The sequence below is a fragment of the Helcococcus ovis genome (assembly GCF_004524775.2).
Classification (GTDB): domain Bacteria; phylum Bacillota; class Clostridia; order Tissierellales; family Peptoniphilaceae; genus Helcococcus; species Helcococcus ovis.
Genome location: NZ_CP119081.1, coordinates 1,131,144 through 1,147,395 on the forward strand (window position 1 = coordinate 1,131,144; position 16,252 = coordinate 1,147,395).

13 protein-coding genes and 1 tRNA gene are annotated in these 16,252 nt (G+C 25.5%); 2 read left to right on the plus strand and 12 right to left on the minus strand.

The window, feature by feature from the left end:
- Nucleotides 1–64: 64 nt before the first annotated feature.
- The 4 genes from thrS to EQF90_RS05310 all read right to left on the minus strand — a co-directional run bounded on the left by thrS (nucleotide 65) and on the right by EQF90_RS05310 (nucleotide 4,381).
- A complete protein-coding gene (thrS, locus tag EQF90_RS05295; RefSeq protein WP_134711098.1) occupies nucleotides 65–1,972 on the minus strand; it encodes a threonine--tRNA ligase in 1,908 nt (635 codons plus the stop codon).
- Nucleotides 1,962–3,293 carry a histidine--tRNA ligase gene (gene hisS, locus EQF90_RS05300; RefSeq protein ID WP_134711100.1) on the minus strand — a complete coding sequence of 444 codons (1,332 nt, stop codon included), beginning with the start codon at nucleotides 3,291–3,293 and terminating at the stop codon, nucleotides 1,962–1,964. Before hisS ends, thrS begins: the two co-directional genes overlap by 11 nt.
- A gap of 282 nt (nucleotides 3,294–3,575) precedes the next feature.
- The gene (locus EQF90_RS05305) at nucleotides 3,576–4,199 is read right to left on the minus strand and encodes a hypothetical protein (RefSeq protein WP_134711102.1); all 624 of its coding nucleotides are present in this window, start codon (nucleotides 4,197–4,199) and stop codon (nucleotides 3,576–3,578) included.
- A 107-nt stretch (nucleotides 4,200–4,306) separates the two neighbouring features.
- Nucleotides 4,307–4,381 (minus strand) — tRNA-Gly (locus EQF90_RS05310).
- A 189-nt stretch (nucleotides 4,382–4,570) separates the two neighbouring features.
- Here EQF90_RS05310 and EQF90_RS05315 point away from each other — a divergent pair.
- Both EQF90_RS05315 and EQF90_RS05320 read left to right on the plus strand, forming a co-directional pair.
- A complete protein-coding gene (locus EQF90_RS05315) occupies nucleotides 4,571–5,788 on the plus strand; it encodes a glycosyltransferase family 2 protein (RefSeq protein WP_134711104.1) in 1,218 nt (405 codons plus the stop codon).
- An 18-nt stretch (nucleotides 5,789–5,806) separates the two neighbouring features.
- The gene (locus EQF90_RS05320; protein ID WP_134711106.1) at nucleotides 5,807–6,691 is read left to right on the plus strand and encodes a hypothetical protein; all 885 of its coding nucleotides are present in this window, start codon (nucleotides 5,807–5,809) and stop codon (nucleotides 6,689–6,691) included.
- Nucleotides 6,692–6,793: 102 nt separating this feature from the next.
- Here EQF90_RS05320 and EQF90_RS05325 read toward each other — a convergent pair whose 3' ends face one another.
- The 8 genes from EQF90_RS05325 to argS all read right to left on the minus strand — a co-directional run bounded on the left by EQF90_RS05325 (nucleotide 6,794) and on the right by argS (nucleotide 16,252).
- Nucleotides 6,794–8,269, minus strand: coding sequence for a family 20 glycosylhydrolase (locus EQF90_RS05325; protein ID WP_134711108.1), 1,476 nt, complete (start codon nucleotides 8,267–8,269; stop codon nucleotides 6,794–6,796).
- A complete protein-coding gene (locus tag EQF90_RS05330) occupies nucleotides 8,266–8,724 on the minus strand; it encodes an NUDIX domain-containing protein (protein WP_134711110.1) in 459 nt (152 codons plus the stop codon). The genes EQF90_RS05325 and EQF90_RS05330 overlap by 4 nt, the downstream gene beginning before the upstream one ends.
- A gap of 9 nt (nucleotides 8,725–8,733) precedes the next feature.
- Nucleotides 8,734–10,308 (minus strand): cardiolipin synthase, encoded by a 1,575-nt coding sequence (cls, locus tag EQF90_RS05335; protein ID WP_134711112.1) that lies wholly within the window; start codon nucleotides 10,306–10,308, stop codon nucleotides 8,734–8,736.
- A gap of 61 nt (nucleotides 10,309–10,369) precedes the next feature.
- Entirely contained in the window at nucleotides 10,370–12,439 is a 2,070-nt protein-coding gene (locus EQF90_RS05340; protein ID WP_134711114.1) for a glutamine synthetase III, read from the minus strand.
- Nucleotides 12,440–12,460: 21 nt separating this feature from the next.
- Nucleotides 12,461–12,709: a hypothetical protein gene (locus tag EQF90_RS05345; RefSeq protein WP_134711116.1), complete on the minus strand. Its 249-nt coding sequence runs from the start codon at nucleotides 12,707–12,709 to the stop codon at nucleotides 12,461–12,463.
- A gap of 16 nt (nucleotides 12,710–12,725) precedes the next feature.
- Complete coding sequence (locus tag EQF90_RS05350) at nucleotides 12,726–13,832, minus strand: tetratricopeptide repeat protein (RefSeq protein ID WP_134711118.1); 1,107 nt, start codon at nucleotides 13,830–13,832, stop codon at nucleotides 12,726–12,728.
- A 6-nt stretch (nucleotides 13,833–13,838) separates the two neighbouring features.
- Nucleotides 13,839–14,552 carry a hypothetical protein gene (locus EQF90_RS05355; RefSeq protein ID WP_134711120.1) on the minus strand — a complete coding sequence of 238 codons (714 nt, stop codon included), beginning with the start codon at nucleotides 14,550–14,552 and terminating at the stop codon, nucleotides 13,839–13,841.
- 8 nt (nucleotides 14,553–14,560) lie between these two features.
- Complete coding sequence (gene argS, locus EQF90_RS05360) at nucleotides 14,561–16,252, minus strand: arginine--tRNA ligase (protein WP_134711122.1); 1,692 nt, start codon at nucleotides 16,250–16,252, stop codon at nucleotides 14,561–14,563.

A 16,252-nucleotide genomic window follows, 5' to 3' on the forward strand; every position in this document is an offset into this window, starting at 1 on the left:
AGGTGAGAGTAGGCACTCTTCTTCATTACTAAACAAGTATACAACAATTCAAGACAAATGTCAATTATTTTCTTTGTTCAAAATCTTCAACCATTTGATTTAAGAATTTATCTAAATCAATATCAACTGATTTTGTTTCTCCATATTTTCTAACTGATATAGTGTTATTTTTTAATTCATTATCACCAATTACTAATTGATATGGAACTTTAGATGTTTGAGAGTCTCTTATTTTCTTACCCATTGATTCATTTCTATCATCAAATTGAACTCTTAGTCCTTTTTCCAAGAATCTATTATATATTTCCTTTACTTTTTCCCCATGAACATCTAAACTTACAGGAATAAATGTTGCATGTACTGGGGCTAACCATAGTGGAAAATGTCCAGCATAATGTTCTATTAAAATACCGATAAATCTTTCTAATGACCCATATAATGCTCTGTGAACCATAACTGGTCTTACCTTTTCTCCATGTTCATCAACATAATGAATATCAAATCTTTCAGGCATTTGGAAATCTAATTGAACTGTACCACATTGCCAAGCTCTCTTTAACGAGTCAAATAATTGAATATCAATTTTCGGTCCATAGAATGCTCCATCTCCCTCATTTAATTCATAAGGTAGGTTCAATTCTTCTACAGTAGATATTAACGCTTGTTCTGCTACATCCCAAACTTCAGGATCTCCCATGAAATCTTCTGGTCTTGTTGAAATGAATACTTTATATTCAAATCCAAATTTTGTATAAATTTCATCAGCTAATTTCATAATATTTTTAATTTCTATTTTAATTTGCTCTTTTGTCACAAATAAGTGAGCATCATCTTGTGTAAATGCTCTTACTCTAAATAATCCATGTAGCGCACCTGATAATTCATGTCTATGAACATGTCCTAATTCTGATAATCTAATTGGTAAATCTCTATATGAATGAGGTTGTGATTTATAAACTAAAATCGCTCCTGGACAGTTCATTGGTTTTATTGCATAATTTTCATCATCAATCTTTGTAAAATACATATTGTCTTTATAATGATCCCAGTGTCCAGATCTGTGCCATAATTCTTCATTTAAAATCATTGGTGTTTGAATTTGACCATACCCTGCCCTATCCATTAATGATTTTAAATACCTTTCCAGGCTATTTTTTAATATCATACCGTTTGGTAGATAGAAAGGAAATCCTGGCCCCTCTTCAGAAATCATATACAAATTCATTTGCTTACCTAAGACTCTATGATCTCTTTTCTTTGCTTCCTCAATCATATTTAAATATTCATCTAGTTCTGATTGCTTCTTAAATGTTATACCATAAATTCTTTGAAGCATTTTATTATTAACATCACCTCTCCAATAAGCACCAGCAATAGATAATAATTTTACAGCTTTAATATCTTTGGTATTTAAAATATGTGCCCCTTTACACAAATCAGTAAAATCACCCAATTTATATAATGAAAGTGGTGCATCTTCAGGTAAATCATTAATTAACTCTACCTTATATTTATCACCTTTTTCTTCAAAATATTTTAATGCATCTTCTCTTGTGATCTCTTCTCTTATTACATTTTGCTTTTCTTTTGCAATTTTCAACATTTGTTCTTCAATTTTTTTCAAATCTTCAGGTGTAAATTGATGCTCACTATCTATATCATAATAAAATCCATTTTCAATAGCAGGTCCTATAGCAAATAACGTTCCCGGAAATAATTTTTGGATAGCTGCAGCCATTAAATGTGAAGAAGTATGCCAAAATAAATGCTTACCTTCTTTGGTATCATACTTAATGAAGTTAACTTCACTATCCTCACTTAATGTTTCCTGTAATCCCATTAAAGTGTTTTCATTTACAATGGCACCCTCTACTGAACGTGCCAACCCTTCAGATATTGATTTTGCAATATCTAATAAACTTGTATTTTTTTCAAACTCTTTAATACTTCCATCTGGAAATTTAATTTTCATTTTTTCCCCCGTTTAATATTTTAACTAAATTTTCTAACTTAAATTCTTCTTGATCACCATTTTCAAAGTTTCTCAAACTAATAGTTTTATTTTGCTTTTCGGTTTCACCAATAATAATTGCTTTTTTTATGCCGATTTTATCTGCATAGTTAAATTTTTTCTTCGTTTTTGTTGTCTCTAAGTATATTTGAGAATTTATGTTATTATTCCTCAACAGATTAACAACTTCAATAGAATAATCATAAACCTCTTCACTCATAGGAATTACTAAAATATTATGATTTACTTTTTCCTCTTGTTTTTTCAATAAATTTGACTCATTTAATTGATAAAACAATCTAGTCAATCCTATCGATAAACCTATGCCTGGGTATTTTTGTTTAGTAAAATTACTTGCAAGATCATCATATCTTCCACCACTGCAAATCGAGCCAATTGATTCATATCCGTCTAAAAACGTTTCAAATACAGTGCCGGTATAATAATCAAGCCCCCTGGTAATCGTTAAATCTATCTTAATATTTTTAGTTGGAATTCCAAATAATTCCATATATTTATATACCTTATTTAATTCATTTAACCCTTCAAAATACACATCATTATTTATTTCTGTATTTAATAATTTATCTAACACTTCTTTATTTTCTAATTCAGATAAATTAATAAAATCAAATATTTTATTAATTTGAATTACATTTAATCCAAACTTTTCCAACTCTAATTTAGTTTTTTCTATTCCAATTTTTGGTAATTTATCAATTGCCCTCATTACAGATTCAAAATCCTTAACATAAATTGATTCCAAAAATCCATTTAATAATTTACGATTATTTATTCTAAATGTAATATTTTCTAATCCTAAATCATTAAAAATATTATAAATTACAGATGGAATTTCACCATCATTCGCAATATCTAGTTTTTCATTTCCGACTATATCTATATCACATTGGTAAAATTCTCTATATCTTCCTTTTTGATTTCTTTCCCCTCTATAAACCTTTCCGATTTGATATCTTCTAAATGGAAAATTTATTTCATTCGCATGCATAGCAACATATCTTGCTAAACTCACAGTTAGATCAAATCTCAATGCCTGAGGCGTAGTTTCTTTATCTATTCTATAAATTTGTTTTGATGTTTCTCCTCCACCTTTAGAAAGTAAAATTTCTTCTTTTTCTATAAGTGGCGTATCTAAATTAACAAAACCATATTTAATAAAATTTTTTTCAATTGTAAATTTTATTTCATCAAATAATTTCTGCTCTTCTGGCAATAATTCCATAAATCCAGAAAGTATTGATGGATTAACTATATCCATAATTTCTCCTTATACATCTGTTCTATATATTATATTAAAAATGCTAGAATATTTAAAGTAAAAAAATTTTTAATAAAACAGTTATATAAATTTTTTAACACTTATTTATTTTTATATTATTTTTTTAATTTTTTTATTAATATTATACCATAAAAAATCCCTAGACGTTGGAATCTAGGGATTTTTTATGTTCATTATTAATTTTTTATAATTAAATATCATTTATTTTACAACCATTCCAAATAATCATTAATTACATTTAGGTTATAAATTAATAGTTACTTAATAACCTAATTCTTTTAATCTTTGATTTACAAGAGAATTTATATGCTCAACATCAAGTCCATTATTTTTTAGTATTTCCTGTCTTTCAGCTCCATATCCTAAATCTCCTCTAATTATCATATCCACTAATTCTTTTTCAGATGCATTCTTAATCCTTTCATCAGATGCGATAGCAGCATATGGATTGTCAGAGTTTCTATTATCACTTCTTTGTCCATTATCAGGTTTATTATTTTCTTTTAAAGTTTCTTTATTTGTTTCTTTTAATGTTTGTTTTGAATTCTCTTTATTATTTTCTTTTGAGGTTTCTTTGTTTGTTTCTTTTATGGATTCCTTTTTTGTTTCTTTATTTGTTTCTTTTGCAGATTCCTTTTTTGTTTCTTTATTTGTTTCTTTTGCAGATTCCTTTTTTGTTACCTTAAATGTTTGTAATTTTTTCTTTTCAGCTTTTGTTTCTATTGTAGTGGTTTTCACATCCTTTTTATTTGAATTATCATTTCCACCAAAAAATGCAGATACTACATAAACAATAAAACATAATATTAAAATTACAATTAATGCAATCATAATATAATTAAGCATTGTATCATTTTTCCTCTTTAAATTTGGTCTTCTGTCCATTTATCCCCTCCAAGTGTTTATATTAATATAATGTTATTATAAATTAATAAATTTCTCAACATTTTTTTCATTTTTGTAAAAAAAAATCAGGATAATCCTGATTTGATTGGAGCGGAAAACGAGATTCGAACTCGCGACCCTCGCCTTGGCAAGGCGATGCTCTACCACTGAGCCACTTCCGCATAATAACATACAATATATTGCAGTATTTACTTTATAAATTATTATAAATTAATCTTCCATAAAAATAATCAATTTATAAAATACTATTTCAGTATATCTGTTTTATAAATAATTGTCAAATTTTTTTACTGAATTGTAATATATTTATTTCAAGATTATGGTATAATTTATAAAAAGGATGGTGTAAAATGATTTTAAAAATTATAACATATATAGTAATATTTCTCAGTTTAATATTGATTCCTTATTCCCTGTATCAGTTTTTTATTGGATTACATTATTTCAAAAAAATAAATAATATTCCTGATACTGATAATTACAATAAATTTGCAATTCTTGTAGCTGCTAGAAATGAAGCAAAGGTCATATCAAATCTTATAGATTCATTAAAGTCCTTAAATTATCCAAAAGATAAATATGAAATCATAATAGCTCCAAATAATTGTACTGATAACACTAGAGAAGTTGCAATAAATAAGCAGGTAAGAGTATTTGATATTAAATCTCCAATAAAAAATAAAGGTGATGTTTTACATCAAATGTTTGATTATTTAATAGATAATGAAGACCATGATGCTTATGTAATATTTGATGCGGATAATATCGTCGATAAAAATTTTCTGTTAGAAATGAATAAACAAATTGAATATGGATTTTCAGCATCTCAGGGATTTAGAGATTCGAAAAACCCATATGAATCTTTTACATCAGGCTCATATACTTTATATCACTATATGATAAGTACTTTTTACAATAAACCTAGAACTGCTCTAAAATTAAATAATATGATTATAGGATGTGGATTTATGGTTACAAAAAAAGTAATAAAATCATTAGGTGGGTGGAATACTAAAACAATAACAGAAGATTTGGAATTTACAGTTTTGACAACTCTTCAAGGTGAAAAAATTGGTTATACAGAAAAGGCAATTTTTTACGATGAACAACCAAATTCTTTTATTGATTCATGGCATCAGAGAATTAGGTGGCAATTAGGATTAAAACAAGGTTTTTTAGCAAATTCTAGAGAAGTACTTAAGTCTTTATTCAGGGGGAAAGGTGTTAATTTTTTAGATACATATGCAATGCTAATTGCAAATTATATAAGCAATATAAGTTTACTTTCTATGATTTTCGGTACTATATTAATATCTATGAAAACAACTTCAATTGTTGGTTTTTCAATTTTAGGGTATAATATTATTGGAATGGTTTTTGGTCCTTCATTATTTGCAATTCTTATTTTAGCACTTAATGGCAAAAAAATTATTCCTATGTGGAAAGGAATATTATTTTTTGGTGTGTTTTTAGCATCGTGGATACCAATTAATGCATATGTCCTATTTAAGGACAATGTTGAATGGAAAGAAATAAAACATGATTCAAAAAATAATATCACAAATTAAAATAAAAAAGGATGGAATATGAAAAGTAATATAAAAAAAATTATAGCATTACTATCTATTTCTTTAATAGTTACTGCTTGTTCAACAAATGCTAAAAACAATACAAAATTAGTCGAAGAAAAAGAAACTAAAAAAGAGACTTTAATTGAAACTAAAAAAGAAATCAACAAGGATATATTAAATAAATGGTTTCAAAATTTAATTAAATTCCCACACGGAACAACAGGTTCATCTTTAAGAGCTGTTAAGCTATTGGATGAGTCATTAAATCTTCAAGATTACTCTGATGAAACAATTAATTATGTTAATAAGCTTTATGAAAATTCAGAAAAAAAATCAGATTTAAATATGACTATTTCTTTACTTTTTGAAAATATCAAAAAGTTCAAAAGTAATCCTAGTGAATATAAAAAATCACATGAAGATGCAGGTGCTAAATTTACTAACGAAAAAAATATTAATAATTTGGAAAAATTAGTAAATAGCTTATACGAATTATCAAAAAAAGAAAATAATAGCAAAGAAAATGAAAAAAATTCTAGTTTATCTAACTTAGAAAAAGAAAATATAAATAAATTTGTTACAGAATTAGAAAAAACACCAAATGGAACTGCCGGATCAGGCTTACAAATTATAGGTACGTTTTATGATTCATTAAATTATGCTTCAGTTTTTGAAGAAAAACCAAACTTAAGTATTAATTATATAAATTCATTAATACCTAATTTAGAAAAAAAGAATAATTTTAAGATGAGTTTAGATGCCTTAAAGTTCCAAATTAAAGAATATAAAAAAGACAAACAAGATTATATAAATTCAAATAAAGATGCAGGTTACACATGGAATCCATCTATTTCAATAGAAGCTTATGAAAATGTTATAAATAATATAAATGTACAATAAAATGAAAAGTTATAACTTGCATAGGGCTGTTGCAAAATAACTAAAAATGTTATTTTGCAACAGTACCATGTTTTTTATATTATAACCGCTTTTAGTTTATAATTATTCTATAATTCTTAAATTTTCAAAATATTTTTCAATATCTATATTCTCATTTATTTTATAATTCCACGTTTTAGCAGCAAATGCTCTTAACTCTTTTTTTATATCCTCAAAAATAATATCTTGACTTACTAGATTTTGATTATCACACCAAATTGATATAGAAGCACCTTTAATCCTCTTATCTTCATTATCAATATTTTCACCAAAGAAAACTCCAGGACTCCAAATATTATATATTCTTTGATATTGATTAAAGTAATCCCATGAATTTTGTTTTCTACCATCTTTCGGCATTTCTTCTCTTAAAACATAATAAAAAAAGCTTGAATTTGAATTGTATATTTCATTATACCCCTTATCCAATAAGTAAGAAATATTAACAACATTATCATCCCATGGAATATTACACCAATAATCTACTCCTATCCTATTTTCAAGTTTATTAGAAAATATATTTGATGTATTTTCTCCATAATGTAAACAATCATTCCATATTCTTGGAATAAAATTATTTTCTATCATTAGTTTACTAATTTCATTTAAATATAAATTTATTGAATCTGTCCAACTTGAAAATCCATTTATCTTAGAATTTTCTTCTAATATTTTTTGATATTTATTTTTAAATTGTTCACTTTTAAAATCCATGTATTCATCAAATCCTATATGAAAATATTTTGAATTATTAAATAATTCCATAAATTCTAAATATAGATTTTTAATATATTCTAAAACTGATTTTCTAGTTATATCAAAAGAATATTTACTATTTTTTCCATTAATATCAATTTGTCCTAATTCTGGATGAATTTTAAGAATATGTTCAACATGACCTGGAGTATCTAAACTTGGAATTATTGAAATATTTTTATTTTTAGCGTAATCGATGATTTCTCTTATATCTTTCTTTGTTAGAAAACCATCTTTTGAAACAATACTAGGATCAAATTCGGATTCAATTCTAAACCCTCTATTTTCTGAAAAATGTAACATTAATGTGTTCAATTTTAATTTTGACATTTCATATATTAAATTAAGTATCCAATCCTTTGTAAAATACTTCCTACCAATATCAAGTAAAATTCTTCTTTCTGATAATCTTGGATAATCTATAATTTCAAATTCAAATAAAGACTTATTTATTTTTATAATGTTATTTAACTTCATCAAAGCATATATAAGCCCAATTTCATTTTTATATTCAACTAAAATTTTATTTTCTTTTACAATTAATTTATAACCTTGTTCTGAAAAGTTAAGATTTTCATTAAAATTTAATTCTAAAATAAATACTTTTCCATCATTAATAAAAAACTCTTTTATATTTTCATAAAAGATATTATAAACATTACGTATTTCACCAGAATATATAATATTTTTTATATAAAATGTTTCTGAATTAATAGATTTTATCTCTTGGGGATAAGTAAAAGTTAATAATTTTTCATTTAATTTTTTCGTATTTATCCTCATTTTATAAATTCCCTTTCAATTAAAACATTTTTTTCATCATATATCAAAGATATTTCTTTATACATCCCATCATATATTTTTAAAATATATTCCATTGAATCAGAATGTCCTTCCATTGCCTTAAATTCTTCATAATCTTCAAAAAATAAATTTCCTTCTATATTTTCTGATATTAACTTTCCATCAAATCCATGTGCTGTATATAAAAGGCCAACATATCTCTCATCAGGATTCTTACAATACCACTGAATAAAACCGTTAAATTCTAAATCTTTTATATCTAAGTTAGTTTCTTCTTTTATTTCTCTAATTGCAGAATTATTAAAAGATTCAAAAGGTTCAACTTTTCCCCCGGGAAATGTTAATCCTTCCCAGCCATATTTTTTCTTTTTATCGAGAACCAATACTTTGCTTCCATTAAAAATTCTGACCATATTCATCATAATTGTTTTCATAAAATTCTCCTACATCAAAGGGGCTACTAATTTAAGTATTTTTCCTAAAAATCTATAAAAAATAGAGTAATCTTTATAATTTCTATATGTTACTTCTCTAGATAAATTTCTAGTTTTTTCAAAATCATTTTTTATTATTTTAGCTAAGTTTTTACTATAAAATAAAATAGCATTTTCATAATGTAAATGTAAACTTCTAAAATCTAAATTAATTGTCCCAACTACAGAAATCAAGTCATCCGCAATAATAGATTTGGAATGTAAAAATCCGGGTATATACTCATATATTTTCACACCGTTAAAAAGTAATTGTTCATAATTTGAACGAGCCATTATATATGGAACTTTCTTATCGGGTATACCAGGCATTAAAATTTGAATATCAACTCCTCTTTTAGCAGCGAATATCATTGCATCTTTAATTTTTTCACTTAAAATTAGATATGGTGTCATGATATATACATAATTTTTAGTCCTATTAATTATATCGGCATATACATTTTCTCCAACAGTTTCTCCATCATTTGGAGAATCATCGAAAGGTTGAACATAATCGTTGTTATCTACCTTATAAACATTTTTCAAATATTTTTCATAATCAGAATTTTCATATTTAGAAAGATTCCATAAATTTAAATACATAACAGTTATACTTCTAACCGCTTCGCCCTCAATTCTAATACCATTATCTTTCCAATGTCCAAATCTTTCTATTTCATTTATATATTCATCAGCTAAATTTAAGCCGCCAGTATAAGCTATTTTATTATCAATTGATACTATTTTTCTATGATCTCTATTATTATGAACAGTAGATAATATTGGAGTAACAGCTGAAAATACTTGAACTTCAAATCCTAAATTAAGTAAAAACTCTTTGTAATTATCAGGTAAATAATAATCATTCATTCCATCATACATAAATTTTACTTTAACACCCTCATTTACTTTATCAATTAATTTATCTAGTATTTGTTCAAGCATTTTTCCTGGTCTTACTATAAAATATTCTAAAAATATAAATTCCTGAGCATTTTCTAAATCTTCTAATAGTTTTTCAAAATATTCTTCCCCTGATGAAAAATATTTATAATTTGTATTTTTATATATTGGATAATTTATAGTATTTTGTAAATATTTTTCAATTCCATTATTAATTTTTTTGTTATCATCTATTTCTTGTAAAATCTTATCATCTTTTACTAGTAAATAAGAGCTACTTTCTTTAATTTTCTCCAGTTTTCTCTTTAACCTTTTTGGACCTGGAAAAATTTCAAATACCAAATAAATCAAAAAACCTGCAACAGGTAAAATGGCAATAGGTATAATCCAAGCTACCCTGTATTCTATTGGTTGATTTAAATTTATAATATAAATTATTAGCGAATATGAAACAATACTCCATAAATAATTAATCAGTAATTTTTCTCCCTTAAACATATTAGATAAATAAATTAAAAGAGTAAATTGAAGAAATATTATTATTGTAACCCAAAAAATAGGTTTAACTAAATGTCTCTTACTTTTTAAATTTTCAAGAGCTTCTGCTATTTTATCCTTATTTTTTATTTTGAATTTTTTCATAAAAACTCCTCAATTTTAATATATTACATAAAATATCATTAATCTACATATCTATTAATTTTTATTTTCTATAATCTAATCTTGAAAAAATCATTTCATAATTAGGCAATCTTGTATTTTTCAATGAAATATAAGATTCTAACTCGTCAATTTCATTTCTTAAATTAATCATATTTTTATTTAATAAGAAATATTGATATGATAATTCAATCTTGTCATTTATATTATTAAGTTTATTTCTTCCTTCTTTTATTTTAATATTTTCTTCCAAAATGAACTCTAATTTATTAGATAATAAATCTAGTTTATTTCTTAAAACTTTATTTTCAACATTTAATAAAAATGTTGAAATATCATTGATTTCGTCCATAATACTTGGAACAATTTCTCTATCTACAATAGACACAAATGTCTTAATTTCCAAATTAAATGTATTTATTGCGTTTTCTAAAAAAATATCATGCAATGCAATTATTTCTTCTTTTTTGTATATTCCATTATTTTCTAATAATGCTATATTTTTTTCAAAAAGTAATGTAGGAATAGCCTCTATAAAGGTCCTTATATTTGGCAATCCACGTCTTTCTGCTTCATCAATCCATTCTTTAGAATACCCGTCTCCACTAAATAATATTCTTGAATGTTTAGTCAAAATTTCTTTAGCTATGGTTTTAGCATCATTAATTAAACATGATGAATCTTTTAATTTTTCATACATATTTTTAAGAGAATCTCCTATTGATGTATTTAATATAGTATTTACATCACTTGCATTCATAGATGAACCAAGCATTCTAAATTCAAATTTATTACCTGTATAGGCAAATGGAGAAGTTCTATTTCTATCAGAATTATCAAAAGGAGTATATCCTAAATTGTTGATTACAATATTTTGTTTTGTATCTTCTAATTCATATTCTAATCCTGCGATATTATATAATTCTTTTTCAATAGGTTTACCCAAAAATATTGAAATAATTGCAGGAGGTGCTTCATCAGCTCCTAATCTATAATCATTTCCCGGACACGAGGAAAATAATCTTAAAAGTTCAGGATATTTATCACAAGATTCAATAATTGCACACATAAATAATAAGTATCTAACTTGTTCTAATTCTGTTTTTCCTGATTCTAAACAATTTATCCCATTATTTGTTACTATAGACCAGTTATTATGTTTACCCGAACCATTTACGTGATTAAACGGTTTTTCATTTAATAAACATTCTAAATCATTTTTCTTAGCAACACTCTTTAAAATTTGCATAACAATCAAGTTATTATCCACTGCAATATTTGCGTTTTCAAATAAAACGGCAATTTCAAATTGACATGGTGCAACTTCATTATGCTCTGTTTTTGGATAAATTCCAAGTTTTTCCAATTCTATATTTAAATCTTTATAAAATTGTTCTACTCTTTGAGGAAAAAGTCCATAATAATAATCTGAAAACTCTTGTGCTTTAATTGGACTTGCCCCAATCAATGTCCTACCCGCATTTACAAGATCTCTTCTTTGATAAAACATTTCTTTGTCTATCAAGAAAAATTCTTGTTCTAATCCAACTTTTACACGTACTCTATATATTTTATTTTTAGAGAATAAATTTACTAATTTTGTTGCATATTCTCCAACAAAATCCATAGATCTTAATAATGGACCTTTTTTATCAAGTGTCTGTCCATTAAATGATACAAAAATTGATGGTATATATAAGGTTTCATCTATAATAAACGTATTTGATGTTAAATCCCAATATGTATATCCTCTTGCTTCAAACGTAGAACGCATTCCTCCTGATGGAAAACTGGATGCATCCGGTTCACTTTTGATTAATTCTTTTCCAGAAAATTTTATTATAACCTCATTGCTATATCTTCTATCTAGAAACGATTCTAATTTTTTTGCACTTAATCCGTTCAATGGTTGAAACCAATGACAAAAATATTTAGCCCCATTTGCAATCGCCCACTCCTTCATTGATGCGGCAATCACATCAGCAGTTTCTTTATCCAACAAAGATTTTTTTCTAACAGAGTTTTTCCATTTGATATAAAAAGCTTCAGGAAGATATTTCTTCATATTCTTTTTACCAAATGTTTTTACACCAAAATCGTTTTTAAAATCCATATTAACTCCTATATTTTATTTTTATATCCCTATAATAAAAACTTTATCATCATCAGTAATTCCTAATTTATCAGAATTACCAAAAATTTCATCAATTGCTAAGTTATCTAATAAAAAATAATCTTTAGCATCTTTATCAATTAAATCTTTATCAATATTTTCATCTTTAATTTGCATGAATACTGCATTATTAGTTTCTTTATCATTATGAATTAAAAAAGCCTTTGTATATTTATCTTTATTTGTTAAAAGTAATTCCCCTACTTTCAAATCTCTCCCCCAAGCATTATCTATTTATAATAGACTCTTTAATCTTCATTATCTGATTAAACATTTCATCAGATAAATCTTGATATTCCAAAATAAAATTAAAATCTTCAATTGCTTTATCAAATTGATTTAATGAAATCAAAATTATCGCTCTATTATACCTCAATTTAATTTCTGATGGATATTTTTCAATTGCATCATTAGCTAAATGAAGTGCCTCTACATCTTTTTTTAATACGTATTTTATATATACCAAATCTGTATAAAGGGTTGCAAAATCAGCACCTTTTTCAATAGATTCTTCAAAAAATTGTTCTGCTAATTTTGGATTTTCTTTATTCATATAAGCAATTGCGAGATAATATGGAATATCATATCGAGATGAATTTTTTCTAGCTTCCATTAATTCTGAAATCGCTGTACTATAATCCATTTTATTAATATAATAAATTGCATTTTCAACAGCTACATCAGGTGCTATCTTATTCATTTCATCTCGAATTGCATCTTTCAATTCTTCAAATTCAGCATTTCTTAAAGCTCTATTATAAAAATTATTTGCTTTTATAAATTTTCCGGTAGCTTTTGAAATATTACCCAACTCAAAATTTGCTAATGAATATGATTCATTATATCTTAAAATTCTTTCCAAAATTCTTATTGCCTGTTCTACAAAAACTTCTTTATATTCTTTAGAAACATCAATATTCCAAAGAAGCTTAGCATAGCTATATGCTGCCATTTCATTTTGTTCGTCAAGTAAAAATGCAGCTCTTGTAAATAACAAAGCTTTTTCAAAATTTTTATTATAAAATTTTACAGATTTTAATAAAGCATATTTTGATGAATTATCCAATAATTTCCCTAAAATTTTTTTATACTCATTTATATATATAAACTCAGGATCAATTGCTATCATATATAATATACCATCAATTATATATTCTATTTTTATTTCATTATCAAATTCGCTATTTGTCATTCCCATCATCATATCATTTAAAATAATAGGTAAAGGGATATCTTCTATACCATAATCTCTGTAATGTTCAAAATTATCTTTTAATTCTATAAAAGAAACTTTATCCGACTTTTTTCTAAAATACTTTTCTATAACATTCATAATAATCTAAAACTTCCCTTGAAATTGTCTTTTTCTAATTGATGAGCCGTCTAAAATCTTAAATAAATGCCCTTTATAGATATAAAGAATAGCCATTATCAATGAATATAAACCAACATTAATAATAAACGTAAAATCAAGTATAAAAATAGCATAGTTCACTGTTAACAAAAATTTAGTTGCAACAAATATTATAACTATTGGTAACCATTGAATTATATTATCTTTTATAAACATAGTAGATGAGATCACAGCTTCTGTACCATATTCTTCAGAAATATATACTTTTTCATAAACTGTACTTAATACAACAAGTACTAAAATATCAATTATAAATGTATATTGAAAATTAATATTTCCTAGTACAATATGAGCTAAGTATTCTACAACATAAACAATAAACAATGTATTTGACATAGGTAAATAATACCTCTTTGTACCATCTATTATATTTTTAAATCTAAATCTATTATAGTTTACAATATCTGATAAAACTCCAACTAATGCAGATGCAAATATAATTGTAATAATGTATCTAATAAACCCTAAAATAAAGTTTCCATGTGTAGTATATGTTGTAAATAAATTTAATAAATATTTTTCACCAACCCCTAGAGCAAATAATATTAAAGCTAATACCGGGACATATTTCATACTAGATATTGAATTTTTAACGGCAGTTTTATTCACATATATAAAATCTTTTATAATAATATCCATAAATCCTCCTACATTTTATTTGGAGCATGTATGCCTAATAAGCTTAATAAATTACTTATAGATATTTTTGTTGCATAAACCAGTAACGCTCTTGCTTTTTTCACTTCATCTTCTGAATTCAATATGTGAATACTATTGTAGAATGAATTAAAGTTTTGAGCAATTTCTGTTACATGTCTTGTAATTACTGAAGGTTCTAATTTATCTCTTGCAGTTAAAATTACATTTGGCACATCATATATTGACTTCATTAATGCAACCTCCTGTGGCTCATTTAATAATGAAAAATCAACATCTTTACTTAGTTCTAAACATAATTTTTCCAAAATTTGATTTGCTCTTGCATGTGCATATTGTACATATGGACCTGTTTCACCTTCAAAATTCAATACTTGATCCCAGTCAAATACATAATCCTTGATTCTCGTATTGAATAATTCTTGAAATTTCACAGCACCTATACCAATTTCTCTCGCAACAACTTCTTTATTTTCTAAATTTGGATTTCTATCTTCAATAATTTCTTTAGTTTTATCAATTGCTTTATTTAAAACATCTTCTAAAAATACAACTTTTCCTTTTCTTGTAGACAATGTACCATCTTTAAGACTAACCATACCAAATTGTACATGCTCACAATCTTCAGACCATTCATATCCCATTTTTGCTAAAACATCTTTAAGTGTCTTAAAATGAAGATTTTGTTGAGTTGCAACAACGTAAATATTTTTGTCAAAATTATAAATTTTCTTTCTGTGAAGAGCAGTAGCTACATCCCTAGTAATATATGTTGAAGAACCATCTCTTTTCAACACTATTGCAGGAGGTGTATCTTCTCCCATCTCGATAACTGTTGCTCCTTCCGACTCTGTTAAAAGATTTTTTTCTTTCATCTCTTTTATTACATTTTCAACAAATTGTGCATGATAAAATTCTCCATTATATGAATCGAATGAAATTTCTAATAAATCATAAACTCTATTAAACTCTTTTAAGCTTATTTCCTTAAACCAAGTCCATGTTTCTACAGCGAATTCATCACCTTCTTCTAATTTCTTAAACCATGCTCTTGCTTCATCCATTAACTCAGGATTAGCTTCCGCCTCTTCTGTATATTTTACATATAATTTTAATAGTTCACTAATTGGATTGCTATTAATCGTTTCTTTATTGCCCCATTTTCTATATGCGGAAAGTAAAACTCCAAATTGTGTACCATAATCGCCTAAATAATTTATAGCATCAACATGATATCCTAAAAATTTGTATATTCTCTTAATTGAGTCACCTATAACTGTTGATCTTATATGACCAATATGAAATGGTTTCGCAATATTTGTTGAACTATAATCAATAACAATATTTTTCCCATTTCCAACATTTGATGAACCATACATTTCCTTTTTATCAAAAACTTCTTTTAATACTGTCTCATTGAATTTTGTTTGATTTACAAAGAAATTAATATATGGTCCAACAGGTCTTATTTCACTAAATAATTCAGAACTAATCTTTTCAGCTAATTCCACAGAAATTTGTGCAGGTGCTTTTCTTAAAGTTTTAGCTAATCTAAAACATGGAAATGCAAAATCTCCCATTTCTTTGTTTGGTGGTGTTTCAATACTTAAATATATATCATCTAATGAAATATCTAATTCTAAAGAATTTAATATTTTAGAAATCTCTTTTTTATAATCCAT

Bases quoted from the DNA above. Each gene is read 5' to 3' on its own strand.
- cls (WP_134711112.1), bottom strand. From the start codon at position 10,308: ATGAAAAAATTCAAAATAAAAAATAAGGATAAAATAGCAGAAGCTCTT.
- argS (WP_134711122.1), bottom strand. From the start codon at position 16,252: ATGGATTATAAAAAAGAGATTTCTAAAATATTAAATTCTTTAGAATTA.
- hisS (WP_134711100.1), bottom strand. From the start codon at position 3,293: ATGGATATAGTTAATCCATCAATACTTTCTGGATTTATGGAATTATTG.
- EQF90_RS05330 (WP_134711110.1), bottom strand. From the start codon at position 8,724: ATGAAAACAATTATGATGAATATGGTCAGAATTTTTAATGGAAGCAAA.
- EQF90_RS05340 (WP_134711114.1), bottom strand. From the start codon at position 12,439: ATGGATTTTAAAAACGATTTTGGTGTAAAAACATTTGGTAAAAAGAAT.
- EQF90_RS05355 (WP_134711120.1), bottom strand. From the start codon at position 14,552: ATGGATATTATTATAAAAGATTTTATATATGTGAATAAAACTGCCGTT.
- EQF90_RS05350 (WP_134711118.1), bottom strand. From the start codon at position 13,832: ATGAATGTTATAGAAAAGTATTTTAGAAAAAAGTCGGATAAAGTTTCT.
- EQF90_RS05325 (WP_134711108.1), bottom strand. From the start codon at position 8,269: ATGAGGATAAATACGAAAAAATTAAATGAAAAATTATTAACTTTTACT.
- EQF90_RS05320 (WP_134711106.1), top strand. From the start codon at position 5,807: ATGAAAAGTAATATAAAAAAAATTATAGCATTACTATCTATTTCTTTA.
- EQF90_RS05305 (WP_134711102.1), bottom strand. From the start codon at position 4,199: ATGGACAGAAGACCAAATTTAAAGAGGAAAAATGATACAATGCTTAAT.
- thrS (WP_134711098.1), bottom strand. From the start codon at position 1,972: ATGAAAATTAAATTTCCAGATGGAAGTATTAAAGAGTTTGAAAAAAAT.
- EQF90_RS05315 (WP_134711104.1), top strand. From the start codon at position 4,571: ATGATTTTAAAAATTATAACATATATAGTAATATTTCTCAGTTTAATA.